This is a genomic window from Rhodococcoides sp. S146-33, assembly GCF_059489205.1.
On record NZ_JCAJWY010000003.1, the window covers coordinates 359,541 to 385,810 of the forward strand.

Genomic DNA, 26,270 nt, shown 5'->3' on the forward strand with positions numbered 1-26,270 from the left:
GCCAACGGGGCCGAGCCGCGTCGATAACGGTGGATCCCTAAATCGTGGATCTACCCTCGCCGAGACAACCTGGAAGACAATACACGACCACGTCATGTGCGCGGAAGTTCGACCCCTGCTACGAACTTGCGTGCACCTGCGAGCGCAGCGAGCAACTCTGCGGCAACACCGCGCGCCACCGATATCGCATCATCACGTCCGCCTGCAGTCCCCATCACCACCGCGCCCTCGTGCAGTACCGACAGTCGCGAGCCAAGTTGTTCGGCGTCGGAGTACCCGGCGTCGGCGGCCAGTTGCGCGAACAGTGATCTGGTCCATTCCTTCTCGGACTTGATGATCTCGAGTACCGGGCTGTCGGTGCCGCCGAACTCGGCGAATGCGTTGACGAATCCGCAGCCGCGGTGGTTGTCGCGCATCCACAGATCGAGAGCGTCGTACACCCCGAGGATGCGTGCGTCGCCGGGTTCGAGGGATTCGACGTACCTGCTCACATGCTCGCACCACAGGCCGTATCGGCGGGTGAGGTATCGCTGCACCAGGCCGTCCTTGGAGCCGAAGCGGTCGTAGAGAGTCTTCTTGGTGGTACCGGCCTCCTCGGCGATGAGGTCGACGCCGACGGCGCGGATCCCGCGGGCGTAGAACAGCTCGCTGGCGACGCTGAGAATGCGTTCTCCGGCGGGGGTGAGCGGCTTGTCGAGCATGGATACCTTCCGAAAGCACTGGGGAGAAGCAGGTGCACTGCGAGTATACAGACCTGTGTGTTTACATCGCTGAATGAGAGCAAATATCGATACGGTCGCAGTTACGGCCCTGGTGGTGCTGTGGAGTTCGGGCTTCATCGGAGCCGAACTCGGCACAGCTGAAGCCCCCGCGCACACGCTGCTGGCCTGGCGCTACGTCGCGGCTGCGGTGCTCCTGATCGCCTGGTGCCGATATCGGAGGCTGACACCGACCTGGCACGCCATCCGAATTCACGCCGTGCTGGGCCTGTTCTGTCAGTTCCTCTACCTCGGGGCCACCATCACCGGCATCGGGATGGGCGTGCCGCCAGGTGTCGCCGCGCTGATCGCCGCCCTGCAGCCGCTGTTGGTCGCCATGGCGTCGAGCAGGATGTTCGGTGAACGCGTCGGACGTCGTCAGTGCTTGGGGCTCTTCGTCGGAATCGTCGGAGTAGCGCTGGTCGTGGTGGGGGATATGTCCGGTGCCGACCTCTCCTGGCCCGTCTACCTGCTACCGGCCGCCGGGATGATGGCGTTGTCGATCGGGACCGTCGGTCAGCGAATGCTGGCACCGAAGGAGCCGATCGCGCTGTCGATGGCTATTCAATGTTTCTTCAGCGCAACTGGTTTCATGATCTGGAGCGCTCTGGCGGGAGATCTCGCACCGCCGATGACGGTGGCTTTCGGAGCGGCCGTCGCCTGGACCGTGGTGCTGTCGACGTTCGGCGCATACGGCGCGTACCTGTTCGTGGTGCGTCGTAACGGGCCCACTCGCGCAAGCGTGCTGCTGTACCTGACTCCGCCGACGACCATGGTGTGGGCCTGGCTGATGTTCGGTGATGCGATCACCTGGGTGGGAGTGGGTGGACTGGTGGTCTCAGCAATCGGTGTGGCCGCCTATGTGAGCGGCAGTTCGGTGCCTGCTACGAACTCTCATGCACCTGCGAGCGCAGCGAGCATCGTGTCCAACTCGGCGAAGGTGACGAAATAGTGCGGGGACGCACGCACCACGGCGTCGAGTCCGCGGCCCGTCATGTCCAGGCGCGTCGAGCCACGGTGGCTGACGGTCACCGTCACGTTCTGGGCGGCGAGTCGATCGCGGACAGCCAGGGGATCTTCACCGTCGACGGTGAAGGAGACGATCCCACTCTTGCGTTCGCCCAGATCCCGCACCGTCACGCCGGGGACCTTCAGGAGCCCCGCGCGCAGATATTCGGCACGTTCGCCGACTGCCTCTTCGACGTGGTCGATACCGAGCTCGAGTAGATAGTCGACGGCGGCACCGAGAGCGAGCCTGGCCGCGACGTCGCATTCCCAGAACTCGAATCGCGTGGCGTCGTCGGCCATTCGGTAGGTGGAGGTGTCTTCCCATTGAGCGCTGTGCAAGTCGAGGGCCGGTGGATGCAGCGTCGACGCCAATCCTGGACGCAGGTAGAGAAATCCGGTTCCGCGCGGGCCGCGGAGCCATTTGCGTCCGGTGGCAGAGAGCGCGTCGACATCGAGCTCGTCGACGTCGATGCGCATCTGTCCCATGGACTGGCAGGCGTCGAGCAGTACCAGGGCACCGTGTCGGTGGGCGAGATCTGCGACAGCGCGGGCGGGGTTGATCAGACCGCCGTTGGTGGGTGCGTGCACCACCGAGACCAGCTTCACGCGATCGTCGAGCATGGTGGCCAGCGCGTCGACGTCGATCCGTCCCGACACGTCGCTCGGAATCACCTCGACCACCGCTCCGGTGACCTCGGCGCGGTGCAGAGCGGAGATCGCGTTGCTGGCGTACTCGGCCTCGCACAGCAGGATTCGATCACCGGGGGAGAGGGGCACGGAGTAGAAGAAGTCGGTCCACGCGCGCGTCGCGGAATCGCTCAGGGCGATGCTCGACGCCGAAGCCCCGATCAACGTTCCGATCGATGTCTTCACCGCCGCGAGATCGTCCGAGCGTTCGTTTGCTGCCCGATAGCCACCGACTTCCGCTTCCCGGCGCAGGTGCGCGACGGCGGTGTCGACGACGACGGTAGGCGGCATTGAGGAGCCGGCGCTGTCGAGAAACACCCGACCCGACGCACCGGGGGTATCGCGGCGGATGCGGTCCTGATCGAGCATCGGTCGTCCTTCCTGTCACGAACTCTCGGCATCAGGGTTGCACAATCGGTAGCCTCGATACGACGCGGGATCACTGCGTTTTCGATCCCCGCAGCTGGGTACGTTCAGTAGCGAAGAGCGTGGTGAGTGCGGAAAGAAGGAAAAAGTGTCGTCCAACGAAAAGTCCCTCGAGCTGAGCACACGCCCAGCAGCCGAGGCGTACGTGTCGAAAGTGTGTTTCAAGCTGGGTCCACCGACGTTGATCGGTGCCGAACTCGAGTGGCTCACTGCCCTCGACGACGGAACGCGTCCCAGCCTCTCTTCGCTTGCAACTGCGCTCGGTGATCACTCCCCGCGCAGCATCGCCCCCGAATCGCCCGCCCTGACGTTGCCGGGCGGAAGTATGGTCACGGTCGAACCCGGTGGCCAAGTCGAATTGTCCAGTTCGCCTTATACATCCGTTTCCGGCCTGGCATCCGTGCTCGACGCCGATGCGCGCTTGGTGCGAGACATGCTCGAGGGCGCCGGCATCCGCATCCTCGCCGTTCCGGCGGATACCACACGCGCTCCCGAACGGCTTCTCGTTCTGCCGAGATACTGCGCGATGGAGAACCGGTTCACCACCATCGGCCCCTTCGGCAAATTGATGATGTGCAACACCGCTGCCGCGCAGGTGAGTGTCGACGCCGGTCGCGACCGCGGCGAGGTTGCCGCGCGGTGGCGAATGCTCCACGTGATCGGCCCGGCGTTCGTGGCGGCATTCGCTCGGTCCCCGGAACTCGAGGGAGCCCCCGAAGGAGTGTGGGCGTCCCAGCGGATGCGCACGTGGCTCGAACTCGATTCCAGTAGAACCGATTCCAGCAGAACCGCGGTTCCGAATACCGGAGATCCGATTGCCGATTACGCGCGGTGGGCTCTCGACGTTCCGCTGCTGTGCATAATGGGCGTCGACCAGAACTGGGAAGCGCCTGCGGGTACGACGTTCGCACAGTGGCTGGCCGATCCGGATGTCGTCGGACGTGCGCCCACGTACGGCGACCTCGATTATCACCTGACCACCCTGTTTCCCCAGGTTCGAGCGTGCGGTCATCTCGAGATCCGTTATCTCGACGCCCAACCGGACGGGCAGTGGGTCATTCCTGCGGCGGCGTTCGAGGCGCTGTTGTCGTTGCCCGAGCTGGTGGCTCGCGCCACCGAGATCGGGGAAGGGACGGCCGGACGCTGGCTCGACGCAGCTCGTATCGGACTGGGCGACCGCGATCTCCGTTCGGCCGCAACCGAATTGCTCGACCTCGCAGCGGAATGTGGCGGTGAGTACGCCGACTACCTGTCGGCAGCTGCTCGCCGATGCCGAGCCGGCGAACCTCCCAGCGAGTTCGACACGGCATCACCGGATTTTCGGAATCGAAAGGAATCGGTGTGAGCGCCGAACAACTCAGGAACAGGATCGAAACGGTCCTCACCCGCAGCCGTGCCCGCAGTGCGGCACTCACCGACTGCGTGGACGAAACCGAACTGATGGCGCAGCATTCGCCGTTGATGAGTCCGCTGGTCTGGGATCTCGCGCACATCGGAAGTCAGGAAGAACTCTGGCTGGTCCGCGACGTCGGTGGTCGTGATCCCGTGCGTCCCGACATCGACGAGTTGTACGACGCGTTCAAGCACTCACGGTCGTCTCGAACCTCGCTTCCGTTGCTCACTCCGGACGAGGCGCGCGTGTACGTGCAGACCGTTCGCGACAAGGCCTGGGACGTACTGGACCGCAGTACATTCGCGGGCAGGCCGGTCGAGAAGCACGGATTTGCATTCGGCATGATTGCGCAGCACGAACAGCAACACGACGAGACGATGCTGGCGACCCACCAGTTACGCTCCGGCCCCGCCGTTCTCGCTGCCCCTGCGCCCCCGATGTCTGCGGCACAGGTGTCGGGTGAGGCGATCATCCCCGGTGGATCGTTCTCGATGGGCACCTCGCTCGATCCGTGGGCACTGGACAACGAGCGCCCTGCCCACGTGGTGCACGTGCCGACATTCGCCATCGACCGAGCTCCGATCACCAACGCGCAGTTCATTGATTTCATCGACGATGGCGGTTACGAGCGTCGCGATCTGTGGACCGAGAAGGGCTGGGCGCATCGCGTCGACGCGCAGCTCACCGCCCCGCAATTCTGGGAGCGTGACTCCGACGGCTCGTGGTGGCGTCGTAGCTTCGGGGTTCGCAAGCCGGTGCGTCCGCAGCAGCCCGTGGTGCACGTGAGCTGGTTCGAGGCCGACGCCTATGCCCGCTGGGCGGGTAAGCGACTACCGACCGAGGCGGAGTGGGAGAAGGCCGCGCGCTACGACGCCCGGACCGGTAGCAGCCACGCCTACCCGTGGGGCGACGCCGAACCCACTGCAGCGCGTGCCAATCTGAATCAGCGACACCTCGAACCGGCGGACGTGGGCGCATACCCGGACGGTGCGTCCGCCGCCGGTGTGCATCAACTGATCGGTGACGTGTGGGAATGGACGTCCTCCGAGTTCGAGGCGTACCCCGGATTCGAGGCGTTCCCCTACGCCGAATATTCCGAGGTGTTTTTGCGAGGCGATTACAAGGTGCTGCGCGGCGGGTCGTTCGGCACCGACGAAGTGGCGTGCCGAGGAACCTTCCGCAACTGGGATCACCCGATTCGGCGGCAGATCTTCAGCGGGTTCCGGTTGGCCCGCGACGTCGAGCCCAGCTGAATGTGCCGTCATCTCGGGTATCTCGGCCCTCGCACGTCCGTCGGGGGCGTGCTCACTGCCGGTGACCACAGTCTCCGCGTGCAGTCGTATGCCCCCAACGACATGCGCGGCGGCGGCACCATCAACGCCGACGGGTTCGGCGTCGCCTGGTGGCAGGACGGTTCGGTTCGCAGCTACCGCAATCCGATGCCCATCTGGACCGACCCGGCCGTCGACGATGTTCTGCGGCAGCTCGAGTCGACGTCGGTGATCGCCGCGGTGCGATCGGCGACGGTGGGAATGCCGGTGGAACGATCGGCCTGCGCCCCGTTCACCGACGGCCGCTGGGCATTCAGTCACAACGGTGTGGTCCGCGGCTGGCCACACTCGCTGACCGACCTGTGGTCCGAGGTACCACCCGTCGATGCACTCACGTTGCCGGCTCCGACCGACGCAGCGGCGGTGTGGATCGTGTTGCGTCAGTTGCTCACCCGCCTCGAACCGCCGGCAGCCCTTGCTACGTTGGTTCGGCGCATCGAAGAGCGCGCGCCGGGGTCCAGGCTCAACTTTCTCCTCGGCGACGGGGAGAACATGTACGCCACCGCGATAGATCACGCACTGTCCGTCCGCCGTTCCGACGACGCCGTCACCATCGCGTCCGAACCCACCGACGACTCCGACTGGACGCACATCGACGACCGCAGTCTTGTCGTCGCTACAGCATCGGAGTTCACCGTTTCCCGTCTCGATGAAGAGGAGCACACATGAGCACTGTCGAGGTACACCTGGCAGATACCGCACTGGTGGACGAATTGCGCAAGGATGTGCGTGACGGGTTGACGTCCTCGCCGAAATGGCTGTCGCCCAAGTACTTCTACGACGCACTGGGCAGTGAGTTGTTCGAGCAGATCACCGTGCTGCCGGAGTACTACCCGACGCGTACCGAGCGGGCACTCCTCGAAGAGCATGCCCTCGACATCGCCGAGGCAACCGAATCGACGATGTTGATCGAGTTGGGCTCGGGCTCGTCGGAGAAGACGAAGATTCTGCTCGCTGCAGGGGTCAAGCACGGTTCGTTGAACACCTATGTGCCGCAGGATGTATCGGTCACTGCGCTCGAGGGAGCCATCGAGCAGATCGGACAGGAATTTCCCGCTCTCGAGGTGCGCGGCATCGTCAGCGATTTCACCGACACCTTGCACAATCTGCCCGGGGGTCGCGCGCGCACCATTGCGTTCCTCGGCGGCACCCTGGGCAACCTCATCCCCGAGGAGCGCGAGGAGTTTCTGAAGGCCATCGCCGACGCCCTGGATGCCGGCGAATACCTGCTACTCGGTGTCGGGCTGGTCATCGACCCGACGGTTCTCGTTCCGGCATACGACGACGCTGCCGGGGTGACGGCGCAATTCAATCGAAACGTGCTGTCGGTGATCAACTCTCGTCTGGACGGAAATTTCGATACCGATGCGTTCGAGCACGTTGCGCTCTGGAACGCCGAGCAGGAGTGGATCGAAATGCGGCTCCGGGCCACGTCACCGCAGGAGGTGTACCTCGCCGATCTCGATCTGCACGTGCACTTCGACGCCGGTGAGGACTTGCGCACCGAAATCTCGGCGAAGTTTCGACCGGAAGGCATCACCGAAGAACTCGCCGCAGCGGGATTCGACGTCGACCATCTGTGGGCCGATGCAGACTCTCGCTTCGCGCTCATCCTCGCACGCAAGGTCGAGTAGCTCGCGCCGAGTGGGCACCAGTGCACGCTACTACCGACCCCGATCGACGGGATCCCGTCGATCGGGGTCGGTAGTGCGCAAACCTGCCCGCGCCGAGCGCTCCCACCGGATCAGGCGTCCGCCAACGCGAGTACCGGCGAGATCTGATTGGCACGTCGCGCCGGGGTCAACGAGGCCCCGATTGCGAGGAGTCCACCGCACAACACCGTTCCGGCGATGACGGCCCATGGCAGGGTGGGCGCGGTGAGCCCACGGGAATCGAGTGAGCCCAGCAGCGATTGTGCTGCGGCCCAGCCGTACACGATGCCGAGGATCAGACCGAAGCCCATCGATGCGACCACCATCTGAGTACTTTCCGACACGATCATTGCTCGAATCTGCTTGCGGGTGAACCCGAGAGCACGCAACAGACCGATCTCACGGGTGCGTTGCAGAATGCTCAGCAGCAGGTTGTTCACCATTCCGACGGCCGCGATGACGGCCGAGAATCCGATGAGTCCGGTCATGATTCCCACTGTCACGGTGAGCACCTGCCCGACGGTGGCCTCGTCGTATTCGTTGACGAGCATCGTCCGGTAGCTGTACATGGCGACCGCGAACGTCGTCACCAACGTCACCCCGATCAGCAGGCCCACCGCGGTACGAGTACTGCGATCCGGGTAGCGAATTGCGTTGGCGGACGCCAATCGAGCAGCAGGGCCGCGGCCGGACAGTCGCCCCACCAGCTTCAGGGTGGCGGGCAGAATGCGATACGCCCCGACCATGATTCCGGTGAACGATGCGATACCACCGAAGAATGCCACCAGCACACCGCCCGGGTTGACCATCCCGATCAGGACCCCGAGACCGAGCAGAATCACCCCGCCGGCGATGAGCACGATCGAGAGCACTGTCCTGATCCGACGCGACCGCGGAGCTTCCACTCCCGTGTCGACGGCACCTCCCGTTGCCTGGACGGGCGTGACATCCAGGACCTTGCGAGACCCCACGTACGACGCGACGGTCGTCGTCAGCACCACGATGACCACCGGCAAAATTATCAGAGGCTGAACGGTCGTGTACTGCACGTCCGGCAGCTGACCGGCCGAGACCGCAACGGCGCGGGCCAGGTGACTCGCGCCGACGCCGAGAACCATACCGATTGCGCCACCGAACAATCCGACGACGAGGCCCTCGCGTGCCACCGATCGGCGCAGGTCTCGAGAGCGGGCCCCCAGCAGGCGAAGTAGTGCAATGGTGCGGGTGCGCCCCGCGACGATCGTGGCGAATGTGTTCGAGGTGACCACCGCTGCGACGTACAGGGCAACGCCGATGAACACCAACGCCACGCTGTAGAGCGCGTTGATTGCGGCACTGTCGCCGTCCCCACCTCCGAATATGTCGACCAGAAAGGCCGTCGCCTGAATCAAGACGACACCGAAGAACGACGCGAGCGACGTCACCATGATGCTGGCACCGTGCTCTTTCGACGCCTGTGCAGAGGTCAACGCACTCATCGGACTGCACCTTCCATTCCCAGCATGTAGCTCGAGATCTGCTCCGCGCTCGAACGTCCCAGTTCGTTCACGATGCGGCCGTCGGCGAGGAAGACGATGCGATCGGCGTAACTGGCTGCGATGGGATCGTGGGTGACCATGACGATCGACTGGCCGTACTCGCGCACCGCTGCGGCCAGGAGGCCGAGAACCTCACGGCCGGTGCGGGAATCGAGGTTGCCGGTGGGCTCGTCGGCGAAGATGAGATGCGGCCGGGTACCCAACGCGCGGGCGATGGCGACGCGCTGCTGCTGCCCACCCGAGAGCTGATGTGGACGGTGATTCACCCGGCCACGCAGTCCGAGGGTGTCGATCAGCTGATCGATCCAGGCCGACTCCTGCTCGCTCGGCGCGCGGCCGTCCAGCTCGAAGGGCAACAGGATGTTGCCCCGAACATCCAGGGTGGGAACAAGATTGAAGGACTGGAAGATGAAGCCGACCTGCTTGCGACGCAACGTAGTCAGAGCGTCGTCGTCGGCCGCGGTGATATCTGCACCGGCCAGCATCAGATGGCCCGAGCTGGCGCTGTCCAATCCCGCCATGACGTGCATGAGCGTCGATTTACCGGAACCGGATGGCCCCATGATGGCGGTGAATTGGCCGCTCTGGATATCGAGGGACACGTTGTCGAGCGCGCTCACCGGATTGGACGAGTCGCCGAAATGCTTACTGACCTGGAATGCCCGTGCAACAGGGCCTGCTGTGATCGTCATGCCCACAACGCTATGAATTCGACGCACCGAAGTAGTCAGGCGCGAGTCTTCACCTCGTACATCTGCAGGATGACGTCGGCGTCAGTCTCCAGTGAGTCCATGCTCGAATGCGTAGACCACCAGCTGCACCCGATCACGCAGATGCAGCTTGGCGAATATGCGGCTGATGTGTGTTTTGACCGTCGCCTCGCTCAGGTACTCCAGCTCGGCGATCTCGGAGTTGCTCAGTCCGCGGGCGGTGAGCCGGAACAGCTCCTTCTCTCGCGCAGTGAGGGTTTCGAAGGCTGCCGGGACCGTCGGAACCGGAGGCGTGGGAGTGAAATGTGCGAGCAGACCGGTCGTCGCGGACGCAGCGATCACCGAGTTTCCGGCATGGACCGTACGAATCGCAGCGAGCAGAAACTCCGGGTCGGCGTCCTTGAGCACGAATCCGCTTGCACCGGAACGAATGGCCCGCGCAGCGCTCTCGTCCAGGTCGAACGTCGTCAGTACCAGAATGCGTGGGGGAGTGTCGGAGGCGGCCAGGATCTGCTCGGTCGCGGCGATACCGTCGAGCACCGGCATCCGGATGTCCATGAGCATCACGTTGGGAGTCGCGGACGCTGCGAGTTCGACGGCTTCTCGTCCGTTCCCCGCCTCCCCGACGAATTCCAGATCGGTCTGCGAGGAGATGAGCATGCGAATGCCCGCTCGGAACAGCTGCTGATCGTCGACCAGCGCAACTTTGATGCGATCGGAACTCACGTAGTGCCCTTCGTCGAGGGGGTGGTGGCAGGCAACCACGCCGTCACGGTCCATGACGAGGCGTCGCCGGTCGCAGTGCACGTACCGCCGGAGAGGCTGGCGCGTTCCTTCATGCCGGCCACTCCGTGACCGGCTGATTCCGCGGCGGGAGGCCCCGGCAACACACTGTTTCGTACCGTCAGTTCGACGCCGGCAGAATCAGATTCGACGGCGACGGTCACCGGCGCGTTCGGATCGCCGTGGCGCAGTGCATTGGTCAACGATTCCTGCGCGATGCGATACAGCGCCAGATGCACCCCGGCACCCAACGACACGTCACCGGTGCCGATCGAGGACTCGATGGTCAGGCCCGTGGCGCGCATCTGATCGATCAATCGCTCGAGGTCGCCTGGACCCGGGGTCGGGAGATCGCCCTGGCTGTGCCGGAGCTGCCCCAGCAGCACCCGAACGTCGGACAACGCCTCGCGCGCGGTGTCGGAGATCGTCGTCAGTGCAGTGTCGACGGCAGCGGGATCCACTGCACGCACGTAGCGTGCGCCGTCAGCCTGAGCGATCACCACGGCCAGGGAATGCGCGACGATGTCGTGCATGTCCCGGGCAATTCGGTTGCGCTCCTGTTCGATTACCACTTCCTGCTCTGCTCGCGCCTGATAGACCTCGGCGAGCTCGCGCGCGTGTGCCGACTCGATGGCCGTGCGCCGCGCGTAGGCGAGTCGACCCAATGCCCAGGACAAACCGAGCATGGCCCACAGGCCGACGAGGAGGAGGGCGAACTGAGCGAGGCGAGGCTCCTGGAATCCCTCTTCCGTCGGATCTCCGAACGGATTTCCGTCCACGTACGCGAGATACAGCGCCGCTATCACTCCGCCGACCACGGCCGAGACGAGACCGAGGCGTCGAACCACGTTGTCGCCGTAAGCGGCCGAGCAGTACAGAATCGCGAAGATCGCGATATCGGCCGACAGCGGGAGCACTCCGAAGACCATTTGCACGACAGCCAACACCCAGGCGAGCACCAACGACCATCGTGGAGAACTGCGCCGAATGGCCAAGGCAATGCCGAACCCGACCAGAACACCCACACCCGGGGTACCCGCTACTCCGTTCAGGGTGGACGCCAGAAGCAGCAGAACGAACACGACCGCATAGACGGCATCGAGCACCTGCCGTGAGATCGAACGGTTGCGCAGCACTCGATCAGACTACGTGGATCAGTTGGTGCGGCGACGAGCCTTCTCGAGCGCGGCCAACGTCGACAGCACGGTGGTCCGCTGACGTTCGAGATCCTTCATACGGGCGCGTGCGGGGAGGCCCTGTACGCCGTCAAGCGCACTGATCTGCTCGTCGACGGACGTGAGTTGGCCGAGCAACTTCTCCACGCGGGACTGCAGTTCGATCGCATCGATTCCGGTGACACCGGCCTGCGACTTCTTCGTCGGTGCCTTCGCCGGAGCGGACGTCGACGAGGGTGAGGCCGGTGCGTTCACTGCGGCAGCGGCCCTGGGGCGCAACGCCTTGCGGACGGCGGCGGGGTCGGGGAGCTTCTCGAGCCGAATGCGGTTGAGGACCTCACGCGCATCGCGGGCGGTGACGCGGTACTCGCGCTCCTCGTCGTCCTCGGACGCGAGAGTGCCGCCCAGGGGCCGCAGACCGTACATGCCGATGAAGTGCTTGGCCTCGTCGATGACGGCTTCCTTCTCGCGGCACAGGCCACAGCGAGGTTCGTTCCGAAAGGTTTCGACGGCGTCGGTGCTCCCGCACCAGACGCACCCGCCCGGCGTCCATCGAGCAATTCTGACGGTAGTAGTTCCAGCCGGGCCGTTGAGAGAGTGCGCGTCGATCACGACGAGTCATCTTAGGTGACAACGAAACCCGCCCCACACACCCCCGTCTCGCGAGCTGCATATTCCGGTCGTCGACGTGACGTAGTTCATGCAGTGCGGACGGAGAGTGGGTGGGGCGGGTTCCGGTCGAGCGAAACAGACCTACTGTTACGCGCTGCCGTTGAAAAGGCTGGTGACGGAACCGTTTTCGAAGACCTCGCGGATGGTGCGGGCCAGCAGGGGTGCGATCGAGAGTTCGGTGAGCGTGTCGAAGCGCTTCTCGTCGCTGATCGGCAGGGTGTTGGTGACGACAACTTCCTTGGCACCGCAGTTGGCCAGGCGCTCGGCGGCCGGGTTGGACAGCACGCCGTGAGTGGCAGCGATGACGACGTCACCCGCGCCGGCTTCCTTGAGAACCTTGACCGCTCCCGCGATGGTGCCGCCGGTGTCGATCATGTCGTCGATGAGGATGCAGGTGCGGCCTTCGACCTCGCCGACGACGCGGTTGGACTTGACCTGGTTGGGCACCAGCGGATCACGGGTCTTGTGGATGAAGGCCAGCGGTGCGCCGCCGAAGGAGTCTGCCCACTTCTCGGCGACGCGGACGCGGCCGGAGTCGGGCGAGACGACGGTGATGTGCTCGAGGCTGTACTTGCCGCGGATGTGATCGGCCAGCTGGCTGTGCGCGTGCATGTGATCGACGGGGCCGTCGAAGAAGCCCTGAATCTGATCGGTGTGCAGGTCGACGGTGATGATGCGGTCGGCACCTGCGGTCTTGAGCAGATCGGCGACGAGGCGAGCGGAGATGGGCTCGCGGCCGCGGTGCTTCTTGTCCTGGCGGGCGTACGGGTAGAACGGGAGGATCGCGGTGATGCGCTTGGCCGATCCACGCTTGAGAGCGTCGATCATGATGAGCTGTTCCATCAGCCAGGTGTTGAGCGGGAACGGATGCGACTGAAGAACGAACGCGTCCGATCCGCGGACCGACTCCTCGAAGCGCACGAAGATCTCACCGTTGGCAAAGTCACGTGCCGTCTGCGGGGTGATCTCGATGCCGAGTTCCTTGGCGACCTGCTCGGCCAGCTCCGGATGTGCTCGACCGGAGAACAACATCAGGTTCTTCTGGTTGTCGATCCAATTGGGGGTGCTCACTACTGTTCGCCGTCCTTTTGTTCGTGCCGATCACGATCTGCGAGCGCCGCTGCCTGCGCAGCTTCGGTTCCGGGCCTGTTGTCGATGACCCAGCCTTCGATATTGCGTTGCTTGCCACCGGAGACGGCCAGTGCGCCGGGAGGGACATCCTCCCGAATCACTGTTCCTGCGCCGGTGTAAGCGCCGTCGCCCACGTGAACGGGAGCGACGAACGTCGAGTCGGAACCGGTCCGCACGTGGGACCCGATTTCCGTGCGGCTCTTGTTGACACCGTCGTAGTTGGCAAAGACGTTGGAGCAGCCGATGTTGCTGTACTCGCCGATCGTGGCGTCGCCGACGTAGGTGAGATGGGGGACCTTGGTGTGTCTGCCGATCGTCGAGTTCTTCGTCTCGACGTATGCGCCGAGCTTGCCCCCCTCGCCGAGGACGGTCCCGGGACGCAGGTAGGTGAACGGCCCCACCGTGGCGTCCGGACCGATCACGGCCTGCTCGGCATGGGTGCGTACCACCGACGCGCGCTCACCGATCTCGACGTCACGCAGGGTCGAATCCGGCCCGACGACCGCGTCGTCGGCGATATGGGTCTTGCCGAGCAGCTGGACGCCGGGCTCGAGGCGAACGTCCGCGCCGAGTGTGACGTCGATGTCGATCCACGTGGTCGACGGATCCACCACGGTGACGCCCGCTCGCATGTGCCGCTCGATGATGTGGCGATTGAGCACCGACGTGACATGCGACAGCTGGACCCGGTCGTTGACGCCCACCACCAAGTCGGGATCGGCGAGCTGGGTGCCGTAGACAGCTTTGTCGTCGGCCTTGCTGATCTTGACGACGTCGGTCAGATACAGCTCGTGCTGAGCATTGGCAGTGCTGAGCTTGCCCAGTGCCGTGCGCAGCGCTACCGCGTCGAACGCGTAGACGCCCGAGTTGACCTCACCGATCAGCACCTGAGCGGGGGTGGCATCGGCGTGTTCGACGATCTCGGCCACCTCGCCGTCGTCGGTGCGCACTATGCGGCCGTAGCCGTTGGCGTCGTCCGGGACGAAGGTCAGCACTGTCGCGGCTGCGGGGCGGGGAGCGCTCAGATGCTCGTCGAGCAACGCTTTGAGGGTGTGGCCGTCGAGCAGAGGGACGTCGGCCGCAGTGACGAGGATCGTGCCCTCGAAGTCGTCCGGGAGCGCGGCCAGGCCGCACTGCACTGCATGTCCGGTACCCAACTGTCGATCCTGCACAGCGGTATGGATGGTGCGGCCCAAGGTGGCTGCGAGATCGTGCACGGCCGACGAGACGCGTTCACGATCGTGCCCGACGACGGTCACCAGGTGGTCGGGTCCGAGGTCGGCGGCCGCGTGTAGGGCGTGCGCGAGCATCGTGCGTCCGGCCAGAGGGTGCAGAACTTTCGGGGTCTTCGAGCGCATTCGGGTACCTGCACCCGCAGCGAGAACGACCACGGCGGTCTGCACAGGCATTGAGCTCCTCAGGCGGTAACGCGAAAGACGGGCATGCGTGAATGATGTTGCTCGCTCCGCCGCCAGGACTCGAACCTGAACTATCTGAACCAAAATCAGAGGTGCTGCCATTACACCACGGCGGATAAACGACCGGTGGTACACACAGTGGCCGACGAATCGAACGACGCATTCGTCAAGCCGTTGCGCTCCCACCGAGCGCAACGATCCTCGCATGAGAGGTAGCGGTGAGTCGAACCGCGACTCATAACAGACCGGCATGGTCGGTTCCCACACGCCCGGCAATCGGATACTTCGGACATCGCTAGGGTGAGGTAGTCGCCGATATCGGCGGCAGGACGCGCACGGTCGGTCAACGGAAGCGGTTTCCATGTCAGCCTCGGAGCAGGAGCGCTCACCTCGGGTTCGGATGACCGGGACGCAACGACGCGAGCAGTTGATCGAGGTGGGACGGACGCTCTTCGCCGAACGTGGCTACGAGGCCGCGTCGGTGGAGGAGATCGCCGGTCGCGCCAACGTGTCCAAGCCGGTCGTCTACGAACATTTCGGCGGCAAAGAGGGCCTCTACGCCGTCATCGTCGACCGTGAGATGTCCACGTTGCTGGGGATGATCACCAAATCTCTCGATCTCAATCGATCGCGAATCCGTGTGGAACGTGTCGCGCTCGCGCTGCTGACCTACATCGAGGATCGGACCGACGGTTTCCGCATTCTCGTTCGTGATTCACCCGCCTCTGCCGAGGACGGCAAGTACTCGTCCCTGCTCAACGAGGCCATCGGACGCGTCGGACACATGTTGGCCGGAGACTTCTCGCGTCGCGGCCTCGATCCCGAGTTCGCCCCGATGTATGCCCAGGCCCTGGTCGGAATGGTGTCGATGACGGCCCAGTGGTGGCTGGACGTGCGCACACCGTCCAAAGAAGTGGTGGCGGCACACGTGGTGAACCTGTGTTGGAACGGGTTGACGAATCTGGAAGCGGACCCTCGACTGACCGAGGAATGAGTACCCGGTTTCGTCTCTTCGCGATGAAAGAGCGGGTATCGTCCTCTTTGTCGGCCCTGAGAGCTACGTCACTCTCGGCGTGGTACTCAACCGGACCGATGCATGTTGACATGAGACGTAAAGCCACTCAGTGGTACCGTTCGGGCGTAATTTGCGCGGTGGCAGTACAGAATTGCGAAGGCGGATCCCATGGTCAGGCAGGCGCGCGCTGAAATAACTCGCGACACCGTGCTCGCGGGCGCAGCGAACGTTTTCCTGCGTCTCGGGTATGCGAACGCAAGTCTCAGCGAAATCATTTCTCAGTCTCAGGTCACCAAAGGCGCGTTGTACTTCCACTTCGGTTCCAAGGAAGAGCTGGCGCGCGCGGTCATCGACGAGGGCAACACTCGTTTGACGACGGCCTGCTCGCAGTTCAACGACGGTCGAATTCCCGCCCTGGAGGCGGCTATCGGCATCTCCTACATCGTCGTCGACCTCTCGGTCAGCGATCCCATGGTTTCGGCCATGCTCCGATTGAGCCATCAGATCGGCGATTACCGGGGTACCGAGGGCAACGTGATGGCCGGGTGGAGCGAGTCGTTCGACAGGCTCGCCGCCAAGGCAATCGCGCAGGGCGACATCGACCCCAACTCGGATTCGCGCACCATCGGGTCACTTGTCCTGGAAATCCTCACCGGCGCACACATGGTGGCGGTCGCCACCTCCACCACCGAGGAATTGCCCTCGCGCATGGAGCGGCTCTGGTACTACCTGCTGCCGGCGTTGGTTCCTGCCAACAAGCTGGACTACTTCCGCGAGTTCGCGGCGCGTCGCGTCATTCGCTTCGGGCCGTAGCTCAGGAGTTCTTCGCAACGAAGTCGGCAATGTCGTCTCGGAGTCGATCCGGGTATTCGCCGTTGATCGCGTGAGACGCGTCCGGGTAGAGGCGTACGGTCCCGTCGGGAAGCGTTTTTTCTGCTGTGGCGACGGCTTCCGTGGCGTCGTGCATCACGGATTTGCCGGCGATGACGGCCAGTACCGGCATACCCAGGGTCCGGAGTTGCTCCTCGGTCATCGGTGTCGGCTGCGGAAGTTTCAGTGAATAGCCCTGCATCCCGGCTTCGATCATGTCTGCGATGGGAACGTCCTGCACTTCAGCGCCTCCGGCAGTGTAGGAGTTGAAGCCGTCGCGCCAGGATTTCGGGAGCCACGGCACTGCGGCAGGGAGGGCGCGGATCGCTGTGCCCCACGGAATGTCGGCGAACACCCGGGCCGGGTCGATCAGCGTGAGAGTGGCTATGTGTGTGCCCTCGTGCAGCGCCAGGTTCGCCGCGGTCCACCCGCCGATCGACAGTCCGACGAGATGGACGCGGTCGTCGGGTAGAGCATCGAGTGTCTGATCGAGCCACGAGGCTTGGTCCTGGTCGTTGGAGATCGGCCGTTCCTGGATGCTGCGTCCGGGCTCACCGAGGAGGTCGACGGTGTAGACGTCGCCGATGGTCAGTAGGCCTGGCAGATTCGCTGCCCAGACCGGGGTCGCGGAGGAACGTCCGGGAAGCAAGAGCAGAGGTTGCGTGGAGGTCCCGGTGCCCTCGAACCGATACACGCGAACGACGCCGTAATCGGTTCTGATGTCGAGTGTGTCCGCCGGTGTGGGCAAGTCCTCGAACGCTCGGTCGTACGCGGCGAGGAAGCGGTCCTCGCTCGCTGCGCTGTTCCAATGCCCCACAGGTGACGGGGATCGGAGTGCGAACGTGAGGGCGAGCGCGCCGACGGTCAACGCCCCGGCGGCGATCTTCAGGTACCGACGGCGTGTTTTCGGTACTCGATGGTTCATGTCCGGACTCCTAACCGATCGGTAAGTATTTCGACCGTACGGTAAGCTGGCGGTTGTGGCAACGAGAGAACCGAGCTTCATCGAACGCACCCGGCGCGCGCAGTTGATCGACGTCACGATCGCTGCGGTCGCCGAGCACGGCTATTCGAACGTCTCGCTCGCGCGCATCGCAGACAATGCCGGAATCACGAAAGCAGCTGTGCTATACCACTTTCGAACCAAAGATGCGGTGGTGGAAGCGGCGTATCGCCATGTCCTCGATGCGCTCGTCGAGGACGTGACTGCCGCGGTCGGGAATGTTCCCGCAAAGGACGGTCCTGCGGCGTACGTCCGGGCCATGGTCGGCCACCTCCGCGCTCATCCCCAGCACACGCGCATGCTGATCGAGGCGCTGGCCAACTCCATGCCCGGTCACACCGCGGAGCAGCGATGGCGGCCGTTGGCCGACCTCATCGACGCGGCCGTCCGCGCACGCGGGACGTCAGGAGTCGAGTCTCGAACGCTCGCCATCATCACCGGCGGCGCGATCGACGCGATCGTCACCGAATGCCTGCACGACCCCGAGTACGACTCGGCTGCGGCCGGTGAGTCACTCGCAACGATCCTCGACGCAGCTCTCGGCTGACCTCGGGCTCGCCCGGCTGCCGGGTTGTCGGTGTACTCCCATAGACTCGATGCTGACTGTGCACGCGCAGCCGTCGCCTCGAATCGCTTGTAGGAGCATTGCTGTTGTCTTCCGATTCTCTGCCAGCCATTTCTCCATCCGGGCCGGTCCCGATCGTTCCCGACGCGGCGCTGCACCTGTCGGGTCTGGCCAGCGTCGCGCTGACGGATTCGTCGATGGTGGCCGTAGCCGATGCGATCGGCACCGCCGAACACACGCTCATCGGACCGCACTCGGTTCGTCCGTTCGTCGCCGCTGCCATCGCGCAGCACACCCAGCTGTTGATCGTGACCGCCACTGGGCGTGAAGCGGACGATCTCACCGACGAACTCCGCCAGATCCTCGGCGACGGTGTCGTGATGTTCCCGTCTTGGGAGACGCTTCCACACGAGCGGCTCTCACCGAGTGCTGACACCGTCGGCAAGCGACTGGACGTGCTCCGCCGGCTCGCTCGTCCCGGCGACACCGATTACGGCGATCCTCTGCGCGTCATCGTCACCACCGTGCGTTCGCTGGTCCAGCCGATGGCTCCGGGTCTCGGTGAGATCGAACCCGTGACCTTGAAGGTCGGGCTCGACATCGACTTCGACGGCTTGATCCACCGACTCGTCGAGTTCGGATACCTGCGCGTGGACATGGTCGGCAAGCGCGGCGAGTTCGCCGTCCGCGGCGGCATCCTCGACCTCTTCTCGCCGACGGCAGATCACCCGGTGCGCGTGGAATTCTGGGGCGACGAGATCACCGAACTTCGTGCGTTCGCCGTCTCCGATCAACGTTCGCTCCCCGATCACGAGGTCGAACTCGTCATCGCGCCGCCATGCCGTGAGCTACTCCTCACCCAGGAGGTCCGTGACCGCGCCGCGGTGCTCGCGGCCGACAACGCGGGGGACGCGGCGCTGGTGGAGATGCTGGACAAGATCTCCGCCGGCGTTCCCGTGGAGGGAATGGAGGCGTTGCTTCCCCTGCTGCAGCCGGGCGAGCTGGAACTGCTCGCCAATACTCTTCCCGCCGGAACGCATGTACTGCTCTCTGACCCTGAGCGAATTCGTACGCGCGCAACAGATCTGGTGCGAACCGGGCAGGAATTTCTCGAGGCGTCGTGGACGGCAGCGTCGATCGGCGGCGCTGCGCCACTGGACACCTCGACCCTCGACACGTCCAGTCTCGAAGGTGCGTCACTCGATCTCGGGGCCTCGGCGTATCGGTCGCTGCGGCAGGTTCGCGAGTCGGCTCAGGTTCACGGTCGACCGTGGTGGACCATCAGCCCGCTGGCCTCCGGCAACGGCGAAGAGGTCGAGCTTGCCGTCGATTCGGTCCCGGAGGTACGGGGGTCCGAAGAAGCGTTGACGGCCCTGTTCGCGACCTTGCGAGCGCATATCGCCACCGGTGGCCGCGCCGTCATCTCCGTCGCCGGTGCCGGCACCGCCACCCGCATCATCGAACGCCTCGCTGAGGCCGAAGTGCCTGCAGCGCATCTCGATTCCGGTGCCGTTCCGGTACCGGACGTCGTCAACGTGCTCTGTGGATCGCTGCACGACGGCCTGGTGTTCCCCGATGCCAAGCTCGTCGTCGTCACCGAAAGCGACTTGACCGGCAACCGCGTCGCCGCGGCAGGCGAGGGGCGCAAGCTTCCGGCGAAGCGTCGCAATCAGGTCGATCCGCTCGCTCTCGTCGCCGGCGACAGCGTCGTGCACGATCAGCACGGCATCGGCCGCTTCGTCGAGATGGTCGAACGCACCATCGGTGGTGCCCGACGCGAGTACCTGGTCGTCGAATACGCGCCGAGCAAACGCGGCCATCCCGGCGACCGACTCTTCGTACCCATGGACTCTCTCGATCAGCTCTCGCGCTACGTCGGTGGCGAGCTGCCGGCACTGAGCAAGCTCGGCGGATCCGACTGGGCCAACACCAAACGCAAGGCGCGCAAGGCAGTTCGCGAGATCGCCGGCGAACTGGTGCAGCTGTATGCCGCTCGGCAAGCAGCGCCCGGACATGCCTTCGGACCCGACACTCCGTGGCAACTCGAGATGGAAGATGCGTTCGGATTCACCGAGACGGTCGACCAGATGACTGCCATCACCGATGTCAAGGCCGATATGGAGAAGGCGGTCCCGATGGACCGCGTCATTCTGGGCGACGTCGGCTACGGCAAGACCGAGATCGCAGTGCGCGCCGCGTTCAAGGCGGTTCAGGACGGCAAGCAGGTAGCTGTTCTGGTTCCGACAACGCTTCTGGCGCAACAGCATCTGCAGACCTTCACCGCGCGGATGGCGTCGTTCCCAGTGACGGTGAAGGGGCTCTCCCGGTTCACCCACGGGTCCGAGTCCAAGGAGGTCATGGCCGGGTTGGCCGACGGCACAGTCGATATCGTCGTCGGAACCCACCGGTTGCTGCAGACCGGAGTCGCCTGGAAGGATCTCGGTCTGGTCATCGTCGACGAGGAGCAGCGATTCGGCGTCGAGCACAAGGAGCACATCAAGTCGCTCCGAACCCACGTCGACGTCCTGACCATGTCCGCGACTCCGATTCCGCGAACGCTGGAGATGAGCCTGGCGGGCATCCGTGAGATGTCGACCATTCTCACTCCGCCCGAGGAGCGGCATCCGGTGTTGACGTACGTCGGTGCGTACAACGACAAGCAGGTAGCGGCCGCCATCAGGCGTGAGCTGCTGCGCGACGGCCAGGTGTTCTTCGTCCACAACCGGGTCAGCTCGATCGACAAGGCCGCCAAGAAGATTCGTGATCTGGTGCCCGAGGCCAGGGTCGCGACTGCCCACGGCCAGATGAACGAGGAGACACTCGAGCGCACCGTGCAGGGGTTCTGGCAACGCGAGACCGACGTGTTGGTGTGCACCACCATCATCGAGACCGGCCTGGATATCTCCAATGCCAACACGCTCATCGTCGAGCGGTCCGATTCGCTCGGCCTGTCCCAGCTGCATCAGCTCCGTGGTCGCGTGGGCCGTAGCCGCGAACGTGGGTACGCGTACTTCCTGTATCCACCGGAGAAGCCGCTCACCGAAACTGCATACGACCGGCTGGCGACCATCTCGCAGAACTCCGACCTCGGTGCCGGTATGGCCGTTGCAATGAAGGACCTCGAAATCCGTGGTGCCGGAAACGTTCTGGGCGCCGAGCAGTCAGGTCACGTTGCCGGCGTTGGATTCGACCTCTATGTACGGCTCGTGGGTGAGGCGGTCGAGGCCTACCGCGCCGCTGCGGACGGAAAGCCCATCACGACCGACGAGGCTCCGAAGGAAGTGCGCATCGATCTTCCCGTCGACGCCAACATTCCGCCCGACTACGTCACCAGCGACCGCTTGCGCCTCGAGGGCTACCGAAAGCTTGCTGCGGCAGCCGATTCTGCCGGTATAGACGCTGTCATCGACGAACTCGTCGACCGGTACGGACCCCTTCCCGAGGAGGTCGGCCGCCTGGTCTCCATCGCGAAGTTGAGGCTCATCGCCAAGGAGTACGGCCTGACCGACGTCAACGTCGCCGGGACTCAGGTCAAACTGGCTCCGATGGATCTGCCCGACTCCAAGCAGATCCGACTCAAGCGGCTCTATCCCAGTGCCACCTACCGCGCGACAACCGGAGTGGTGCAATTGCCGCTGCCGCGCGTCGAGGGCGGCGGCGTGGGGGCGGCGCGCGTCCGCGATGTCGAATTGGTGCAGTTCATCGCCGATCTCATCCTATCCTTGGACGGGAAGCCATCTCGGTCGGTCTTGTTGGAGCAAACAGTGGGGGTGTAGCGGTGACGGTAGTTCTGCTCGACCCCGTTCGTCCGGCACAGGTACCCGTCGATGCTGTCGAATTTCTCGGTGGCGCGGTGCAATTCACCGAAGAGGTACCGGTGCGGGTGCGATGGCTGTTCTCCGGCACCGCTGCGCCCGATGCCGTCGACCCGGTTCTGGTCAGCACCGACCGGGCCAACCCAGAAGTCCAGGACCGAATCGCGCGCGGAGAACGCGTCATCGCCGCCGAGAAGTTGCCCGGTGACGACGTCATCGCGGCGATGCACTTGATGGACCGTTTGCACACCGCCGGTGGCTGGGAAGCACAGCAGACCCACGAATCGCTGCGCGGCTACCTGTTGGAGGAAACCTACGAACTCCTCGACGCAATTGCTGCGGGGAACCTGAACGACCTTCGTGAGGAACTCGGAGACCTGTTGCTGCAGGTGCTCTTTCACTCCAGAATTGCTCAGAACGCCACCGAGAATGCCTTCGATGTCGACGACGTCGCCGCGGGACTCGTTGCCAAACTGACACACCGCAGCCCGCACCTGGCTCGCCGTGACGGCGGACCGATCGACATTGTCGAGCAAGAGCGTGCCTGGGAAGAGAAGAAGGCCTCGGAAAAGGCGCGAGGATCCTGCATCGACGGGATTGCACTCTCGCAGCCCTCGCTTGCTCTGGCCCAGAAGGTGATCGGACGAGCCACCAAGGCTGGCCTACCCGATGAACTCGTCCCCGACGGCCTTCGCGTCGTGCACATCGGGGTGGACCACTCGCACGGTGGGGAGAGTGCCGAGGACGCGCTCCGGCGTCGGGTATTGGATTTCGCATCACTCATCCGCAACGCCGAAGCATCCGCGCGCAATGCGGGTATCGCGCCGGGAGAGATGTCTGCCCTGGATTGGATCGAGCACTGGGGTCTGCGGGGCTGACCTGCCTCCACCCCCGTAGGCTCCACCCCCGTCCGCTCCACCCTCACTCCTCACTCCTCACCTCGTCCCTCGGGTTCTGGGATCAATGTGGGTTTCAGTCGCTCAGAGTGCAACAAAGCCACATTGATTCACTCCGGTTACTTGCGCCAGAACAGGTGATGAGTGATTCCGCTGCTGCTGGGGACGACCTCGTGCTCGAATCTGTCGTTCAACTCGTCGGGCGAATCCCACAGCTTCAGGCCCGAACCGAATTCGATGGGCGCGACAGCGATGTGGATGGTGTCGACGAGATCGGCATCGAGGAACTCCCGGATACTGGTGACGCCACCGCCGAGGCGCACGTCCTTACCATCGGCCGCCTCCTTTGCCTGTTTCAGTACCTCGGACGGCTCGCCGTCGACGAAGTGAAATGTTGTGTTGGAGAGTGTGATCGACGGGCGCTCGTGGTGGGTGAGAACGAAAACGGGGGTGTGGAACGGCGGCTCGTCGCCCCACCAGCCCTGCCATTCGTGGTCGTCCCACGGCCCGCGCTGAGGTCCGAACTTGTTCCGGCCCATGATTTCTGCACCGATGTTGTTGGCGAAGTCGCGCGCGAAGTAGTCGTCGAGTCCGTGACTACCGCCCGAACCGGCGTTTCCAGGAAAGGTGGCGGTGGCGAAGTACCACTTCATCAATGCCAGGTGATCGAGGCCGAACGGGCTCTCGAGGCTCTGGTCCGGCCCCGCTGCGATCCCGTCGCTCGAGACGGTGAAGTTCTGTACCCGAACCAGCTGTCCCATGTGTGCTCCCGATGTCGAGGAAAAGATATACGACGTGTAGACCGATCTGCGCGCGCAAACTCATCGCTGGACGGAATCGGATCAGACTAGTCCGATAGCGCACGTCGTCGATCACCGAACCGTGAAGTATTCGGCCGGATCGAGCGCGTCGAATGCGGTCCACCGCTGTGGGATTGTCTCGGATTGGTCAGCGCCGTCGGACGGGGTCAGGACATCGAGGGCAAGGCGAGGGTCGTCGTCGATGCGCTGGGCCATGTCGTAGAAGACAGCGAGCACGTGGATGCACCGACCGGAGCTGTCGGGGCACGAGCACTCGACATGGGTGAGCTTCGGTACGGGTGGGTGCCCTAGCTCGGTGCACGCGCGATACATCTCGTCGGTGAGTACGGTTCGAGCTTGGGTGCCTATGAGGCTCAGAGCTGGTCCGGAAAGCGGTGCCACCCCGATGGACACCTCACGTGTTGTGCGTCCGTGTTCGACGGTTCCGCGGATCGTGCCTGCACCGATCGTCACCTCCACTTTTCCGCCCTTCGCCAGTGCGCGGGCGCGTGGCAGCCGTGGGTCGGGGCGGGTCACGCGCAACGGCTGCGCGAGTCGAACCCAATCCCGCCCCCATGTTGTGTAGCCGAAGTCGTCGTCCGCCATGTCAGCGACTTCGCTTGCGGCGCAGGGTTTCGACGAGTCGGTCGTCGTCCAATTTCGCCAATTCGGCAACGCCCGACATGTCGGCGACATCGGACAACGTCGATTTTCGCGAGTGCATGGCTGCGATGTGCTCCTCGATGGTGGTGTCGGTGGTCAGCGTGGTGATCGTGACGGTGCGGGTCTGCCCGATCCGATGAACGCAATCCGAGGCCTGCCCTTCGACGGCTGGGTTCCACCATCGGTCGAAGTGGATGACGTCGGCTGCGCGAGTCAGTGTCAGTCCGGTGCCGCCGGCTTTCAGGCTGAGTACCAGCACACTCGGGCCGTCGTCGTTCTGGAAGCGCCGGACGATATCTGCACGTTGTTCCTGATTCAGACCACCGTGGAAGAAGGGCACCGACGTCTCGAACTGTTCAGCGAAGTGCCTCACGAGAAGTTCGCCGGTCTTTCTGTACTGAGTGAAAATCAATGTGGGCGAATCGGTGTCGAGGTTGTTGGCAACGATGTCGGTACACAGATCGAGTTTGCCCGACCGCCCGGACAGATCTTCGTCGTCACCGGTAATCAGTGCCGGGTGATTGCAGACTTGCTTCAGTGCGGTCAGAGCCGCCAGCACCCGGGCCTGGCGTTGCACACCATCGCCGAAGCCGTCGTCGATCGCCTGATCGAGGACGAGGTCGTACAGCCGCTGCTGTTCTTCGGTGAGATCGCAGATCAGGTCGGCGTGGATCTTCGGCGGAAGTGATCCGGCGACCTGAGCCTTCTTTCGCATCAGCACAACCGGTTCGATGGCGGCCCGTAGCCGAATGGCGGCCGCCTCGGAACCGTCCGTTATCGGCTTGATGAATCGACGCCGGAACTGCGTCCTGTTACCGAACAAGTGCGGTGCGACGAGATCGAGTAACGCCCAGAACTCGTCCAGATGGTTCTCGACGGGCGTGCCGGTCATCGCGATGGTCGCACCGGCGTCGATGATGCGCGCAGCCTTCGAGATCTGGGTGCGCGGATTCTTCAGCACCTGGGCTTCGTCGAACACTGCTGTAGCCCAGTGATAATCAGCGAGTTGCGCACCGTGCATGCGCATCGTCGGATAGCCGGTGAGGACTATCGTTCTCTTGCTGACTTCTGGCAGGGGACCGCCGCGCCAGATCACCGCGGACAGGTCCGGCGCGAATCGAGCAATCTCGTGCGCCCAGTTTCCGACCAGCGACGTGGGACTCACCACCACCTGAGGTCCCTCGTCGGCGCGCCCGACCAGGTAGCCGATTGCCTGCAGCGTCTTGCCGAGCCCCATCTCGTCGGCGAGTATCGCACCGCCGTGTGCTGCGACGGTTTCCCGGATCCAGGCGACGCCGCGTACCTGGTACGGCCGCAGTTCGGCGTCCAGGGCTGCGCGTAGTTCGGCGGCAACGGCCGTCGTATGACGAAATGCGGTCACGGCGTAATCTGCCGACGTCACCAATTTGCCGGTGGCATCGGGAGTGGCATGCCCGGCGATAGGCAGAGCTGAATCGCCTCCTGCCAGGTGCGTCCGCCACACAGCGACCGAGGAACCGGGAGAGTCGAGGGCGACGTCGGCCAGCCGACTCGGCTCGATCAGCGTGCAGGCCACGTCGGACACCTCGAAACCCGAATTGTCCGGCGTCGGAACCGCCAGCGGGACGGTCTGGGCATCGCCGACGGGCGGCGGCGCTCCGACAGTGCCGGAAGACCAGGTCCACAGGGCAAACATGTGGCGATCGACGAGGTAGGTCGCGTGAGTATCGGCAGTCTGGGGGAGGGGCATGAATCCCTTCGAGGAGCAGTCGGCGACGAATCCGAACCGCTAGAACTTAAGCAGACCGCACAGTTCTGTCAATCTCGAAACAATTCCGAAAAGGGTTGCGAAATAACGGAATTTGTGACCTTTAGTCGAAAATTGACATCCGGAAATTGTGGCGCTCTCGGCTGTCCCGACCCCGACTCCTCGGCCCCTCGGCCGGGATCAATGCGGGTTTCAGTCGCTCAGACTGCAACAA

23 protein-coding genes and 1 tRNA gene are annotated in these 26,270 nt (G+C 64.1%); 10 read left to right on the forward strand and 14 right to left on the reverse strand.

Translation table 11 applies throughout. The annotated features are described in order from the left end of the window. Window positions 1-92 precede the first annotated feature (92 nt). On the reverse strand, window positions 93-701 hold the full coding sequence (locus tag AC5WEY_RS17425; protein ID WP_495646843.1) for a TetR/AcrR family transcriptional regulator: 609 nt from the start codon (window positions 699-701) through the stop codon (window positions 93-95). Between the two features lie 73 nt (window positions 702-774). Here AC5WEY_RS17425 and AC5WEY_RS17430 point away from each other — a divergent pair, with 73 nt between their 5' ends. Then, complete coding sequence (locus AC5WEY_RS17430; protein WP_495646844.1) at window positions 775-1,710, forward strand: DMT family transporter; 936 nt, start codon at window positions 775-777, stop codon at window positions 1,708-1,710. Here the strand turns inward: AC5WEY_RS17430 and AC5WEY_RS17435 are convergent. Then, window positions 1,653-2,822, reverse strand: a complete 1,170-nt coding sequence (locus AC5WEY_RS17435; RefSeq protein WP_495646845.1) for an aminotransferase class V-fold PLP-dependent enzyme — start codon at window positions 2,820-2,822, stop codon at window positions 1,653-1,655. The two genes, AC5WEY_RS17430 and AC5WEY_RS17435, sit on opposite strands and share 58 nt — an antisense overlap. Before the next feature lie 145 nt (window positions 2,823-2,967). Here AC5WEY_RS17435 and egtA point away from each other — a divergent pair, with 145 nt between their 5' ends. The 4 genes from egtA to egtD are packed head-to-tail and all read left to right on the forward strand — an operon-like array spanning window position 2,968 to window position 7,237. Continuing rightward, window positions 2,968-4,224, forward strand: coding sequence for an ergothioneine biosynthesis glutamate--cysteine ligase EgtA (egtA, locus tag AC5WEY_RS17440; protein ID WP_495646846.1), 1,257 nt, complete (start codon window positions 2,968-2,970; stop codon window positions 4,222-4,224). After that, on the forward strand, window positions 4,221-5,525 hold the full coding sequence (gene egtB, locus AC5WEY_RS17445) for an ergothioneine biosynthesis protein EgtB (protein ID WP_495646847.1): 1,305 nt from the start codon (window positions 4,221-4,223) through the stop codon (window positions 5,523-5,525). Before egtA ends, egtB begins: the two co-directional genes overlap by 4 nt. Then, window positions 5,526-6,272: an ergothioneine biosynthesis protein EgtC gene (gene egtC / locus AC5WEY_RS17450; RefSeq protein ID WP_495646848.1), complete on the forward strand. Its 747-nt coding sequence runs from the start codon at window positions 5,526-5,528 to the stop codon at window positions 6,270-6,272. Beyond that, on the forward strand, window positions 6,269-7,237 hold the full coding sequence (egtD, locus tag AC5WEY_RS17455) for an L-histidine N(alpha)-methyltransferase (RefSeq protein ID WP_495646849.1): 969 nt from the start codon (window positions 6,269-6,271) through the stop codon (window positions 7,235-7,237). Before egtC ends, egtD begins: the two co-directional genes overlap by 4 nt. Window positions 7,238-7,347: 110 nt before the next feature. Here egtD and AC5WEY_RS17460 read toward each other — a convergent pair whose 3' ends face one another. From AC5WEY_RS17460 to AC5WEY_RS17495, 8 genes are all read right to left on the reverse strand, one after another. Next, complete coding sequence (locus AC5WEY_RS17460) at window positions 7,348-8,733, reverse strand: ABC transporter permease (RefSeq protein ID WP_495646850.1); 1,386 nt, start codon at window positions 8,731-8,733, stop codon at window positions 7,348-7,350. Further along, window positions 8,730-9,485 carry an ABC transporter ATP-binding protein gene (locus AC5WEY_RS17465; RefSeq protein ID WP_495646851.1) on the reverse strand — a complete coding sequence of 252 codons (756 nt, stop codon included), beginning with the start codon at window positions 9,483-9,485 and terminating at the stop codon, window positions 8,730-8,732. Before AC5WEY_RS17465 ends, AC5WEY_RS17460 begins: the two co-directional genes overlap by 4 nt. An 81-nt stretch (window positions 9,486-9,566) precedes the next feature. Further along, window positions 9,567-10,229: a response regulator gene (locus AC5WEY_RS17470; protein WP_495646852.1), complete on the reverse strand. Its 663-nt coding sequence runs from the start codon at window positions 10,227-10,229 to the stop codon at window positions 9,567-9,569. After that, window positions 10,226-11,422, reverse strand: a complete 1,197-nt coding sequence (locus tag AC5WEY_RS17475; RefSeq protein ID WP_495646853.1) for a sensor histidine kinase — start codon at window positions 11,420-11,422, stop codon at window positions 10,226-10,228. The genes AC5WEY_RS17470 and AC5WEY_RS17475 overlap by 4 nt, the downstream gene beginning before the upstream one ends. 18 nt (window positions 11,423-11,440) lie before the next feature. Next, window positions 11,441-12,073, reverse strand: a complete 633-nt coding sequence (locus AC5WEY_RS17480; RefSeq protein ID WP_235581786.1) for a hypothetical protein — start codon at window positions 12,071-12,073, stop codon at window positions 11,441-11,443. Between the two features lie 147 nt (window positions 12,074-12,220). After that, window positions 12,221-13,204 carry a ribose-phosphate diphosphokinase gene (locus tag AC5WEY_RS17485; protein ID WP_082521150.1) on the reverse strand — a complete coding sequence of 328 codons (984 nt, stop codon included), beginning with the start codon at window positions 13,202-13,204 and terminating at the stop codon, window positions 12,221-12,223. Further along, window positions 13,204-14,673 carry a bifunctional UDP-N-acetylglucosamine diphosphorylase/glucosamine-1-phosphate N-acetyltransferase GlmU gene (gene glmU / locus AC5WEY_RS17490; RefSeq protein ID WP_495646854.1) on the reverse strand — a complete coding sequence of 490 codons (1,470 nt, stop codon included), beginning with the start codon at window positions 14,671-14,673 and terminating at the stop codon, window positions 13,204-13,206. The genes AC5WEY_RS17485 and glmU overlap by 1 nt, the downstream gene beginning before the upstream one ends. Before the next feature lie 54 nt (window positions 14,674-14,727). Further along, a tRNA-Gln gene (locus AC5WEY_RS17495) sits at window positions 14,728-14,798 on the reverse strand. Between the two features lie 245 nt (window positions 14,799-15,043). On the opposite strand from AC5WEY_RS17495, the gene AC5WEY_RS17500 reads away from it, so the two are divergent. Next, on the forward strand, window positions 15,044-15,676 hold the full coding sequence (locus tag AC5WEY_RS17500) for a TetR/AcrR family transcriptional regulator (protein ID WP_080730482.1): 633 nt from the start codon (window positions 15,044-15,046) through the stop codon (window positions 15,674-15,676). Between the two features lie 189 nt (window positions 15,677-15,865). Further along, window positions 15,866-16,510, forward strand: coding sequence for a ScbR family autoregulator-binding transcription factor (locus AC5WEY_RS17505; protein ID WP_057479126.1), 645 nt, complete (start codon window positions 15,866-15,868; stop codon window positions 16,508-16,510). Between the two features lies 1 nt (window position 16,511). On the opposite strand, the gene AC5WEY_RS17510 is transcribed toward AC5WEY_RS17505, so the two are convergent. After that, on the reverse strand, window positions 16,512-17,492 hold the full coding sequence (locus tag AC5WEY_RS17510; RefSeq protein WP_495646855.1) for an alpha/beta fold hydrolase: 981 nt from the start codon (window positions 17,490-17,492) through the stop codon (window positions 16,512-16,514). 55 nt (window positions 17,493-17,547) lie between these two features. Here AC5WEY_RS17510 and AC5WEY_RS17515 point away from each other — a divergent pair, with 55 nt between their 5' ends. The 3 genes from AC5WEY_RS17515 (at window position 17,548) to AC5WEY_RS17525 (ending at window position 22,828) form a co-directional block, all read left to right on the forward strand. Further along, entirely contained in the window at window positions 17,548-18,117 is a 570-nt protein-coding gene (locus AC5WEY_RS17515; RefSeq protein WP_495646856.1) for a TetR/AcrR family transcriptional regulator, read from the forward strand. A 215-nt stretch (window positions 18,118-18,332) separates the two neighbouring features. After that, window positions 18,333-21,911: a transcription-repair coupling factor gene (gene mfd / locus AC5WEY_RS17520; RefSeq protein WP_495646922.1), complete on the forward strand. Its 3,579-nt coding sequence runs from the start codon at window positions 18,333-18,335 to the stop codon at window positions 21,909-21,911. A 2-nt stretch (window positions 21,912-21,913) separates the two neighbouring features. Next, window positions 21,914-22,828: a nucleoside triphosphate pyrophosphohydrolase gene (locus AC5WEY_RS17525; protein ID WP_495646857.1), complete on the forward strand. Its 915-nt coding sequence runs from the start codon at window positions 21,914-21,916 to the stop codon at window positions 22,826-22,828. Window positions 22,829-22,965: 137 nt separating this feature from the next. Here AC5WEY_RS17525 and AC5WEY_RS17530 read toward each other — a convergent pair whose 3' ends face one another. From AC5WEY_RS17530 to AC5WEY_RS17540, 3 genes are all read right to left on the reverse strand, one after another. Then, a complete protein-coding gene (locus AC5WEY_RS17530) occupies window positions 22,966-23,607 on the reverse strand; it encodes a dihydrofolate reductase family protein (RefSeq protein ID WP_495646858.1) in 642 nt (213 codons plus the stop codon). A gap of 111 nt (window positions 23,608-23,718) precedes the next feature. After that, on the reverse strand, window positions 23,719-24,252 hold the full coding sequence (locus tag AC5WEY_RS17535; RefSeq protein WP_495646859.1) for an SWIM zinc finger family protein: 534 nt from the start codon (window positions 24,250-24,252) through the stop codon (window positions 23,719-23,721). Window position 24,253: 1 nt separating this feature from the next. Continuing rightward, window positions 24,254-25,984: a DEAD/DEAH box helicase gene (locus AC5WEY_RS17540; protein WP_495646923.1), complete on the reverse strand. Its 1,731-nt coding sequence runs from the start codon at window positions 25,982-25,984 to the stop codon at window positions 24,254-24,256. Window positions 25,985-26,270: the final 286 nt, after the last annotated feature.

Excerpts from the sequence above, each read along its gene's own strand:
- AC5WEY_RS17425 (WP_495646843.1), bottom strand. The coding sequence starts at position 701 with ATGCTCGACAAGCCGCTCACCCCCGCCGGAGAACGCATTCTCAGCGTC.
- AC5WEY_RS17430 (WP_495646844.1), top strand. The coding sequence starts at position 775 with ATGAGAGCAAATATCGATACGGTCGCAGTTACGGCCCTGGTGGTGCTG.
- AC5WEY_RS17435 (WP_495646845.1), bottom strand. The coding sequence starts at position 2,822 with ATGCTCGATCAGGACCGCATCCGCCGCGATACCCCCGGTGCGTCGGGT.
- egtC (WP_495646848.1), top strand. The coding sequence starts at position 5,526 with ATGTGCCGTCATCTCGGGTATCTCGGCCCTCGCACGTCCGTCGGGGGC.
- egtD (WP_495646849.1), top strand. The coding sequence starts at position 6,269 with ATGAGCACTGTCGAGGTACACCTGGCAGATACCGCACTGGTGGACGAA.
- AC5WEY_RS17460 (WP_495646850.1), bottom strand. The coding sequence starts at position 8,733 with ATGAGTGCGTTGACCTCTGCACAGGCGTCGAAAGAGCACGGTGCCAGC.
- AC5WEY_RS17465 (WP_495646851.1), bottom strand. The coding sequence starts at position 9,485 with ATGACGATCACAGCAGGCCCTGTTGCACGGGCATTCCAGGTCAGTAAG.
- glmU (WP_495646854.1), bottom strand. The coding sequence starts at position 14,673 with ATGCCTGTGCAGACCGCCGTGGTCGTTCTCGCTGCGGGTGCAGGTACC.
- AC5WEY_RS17500 (WP_080730482.1), top strand. The coding sequence starts at position 15,044 with ATGTCAGCCTCGGAGCAGGAGCGCTCACCTCGGGTTCGGATGACCGGG.
- AC5WEY_RS17505 (WP_057479126.1), top strand. The coding sequence starts at position 15,866 with ATGGTCAGGCAGGCGCGCGCTGAAATAACTCGCGACACCGTGCTCGCG.
- AC5WEY_RS17510 (WP_495646855.1), bottom strand. The coding sequence starts at position 17,492 with ATGAACCATCGAGTACCGAAAACACGCCGTCGGTACCTGAAGATCGCC.
- mfd (WP_495646922.1), top strand. The coding sequence starts at position 18,333 with ATGGTGGCCGTAGCCGATGCGATCGGCACCGCCGAACACACGCTCATC.
- AC5WEY_RS17530 (WP_495646858.1), bottom strand. The coding sequence starts at position 23,607 with ATGGGACAGCTGGTTCGGGTACAGAACTTCACCGTCTCGAGCGACGGG.
- AC5WEY_RS17535 (WP_495646859.1), bottom strand. The coding sequence starts at position 24,252 with ATGGCGGACGACGACTTCGGCTACACAACATGGGGGCGGGATTGGGTT.
- AC5WEY_RS17540 (WP_495646923.1), bottom strand. The coding sequence starts at position 25,984 with ATGTTTGCCCTGTGGACCTGGTCTTCCGGCACTGTCGGAGCGCCGCCG.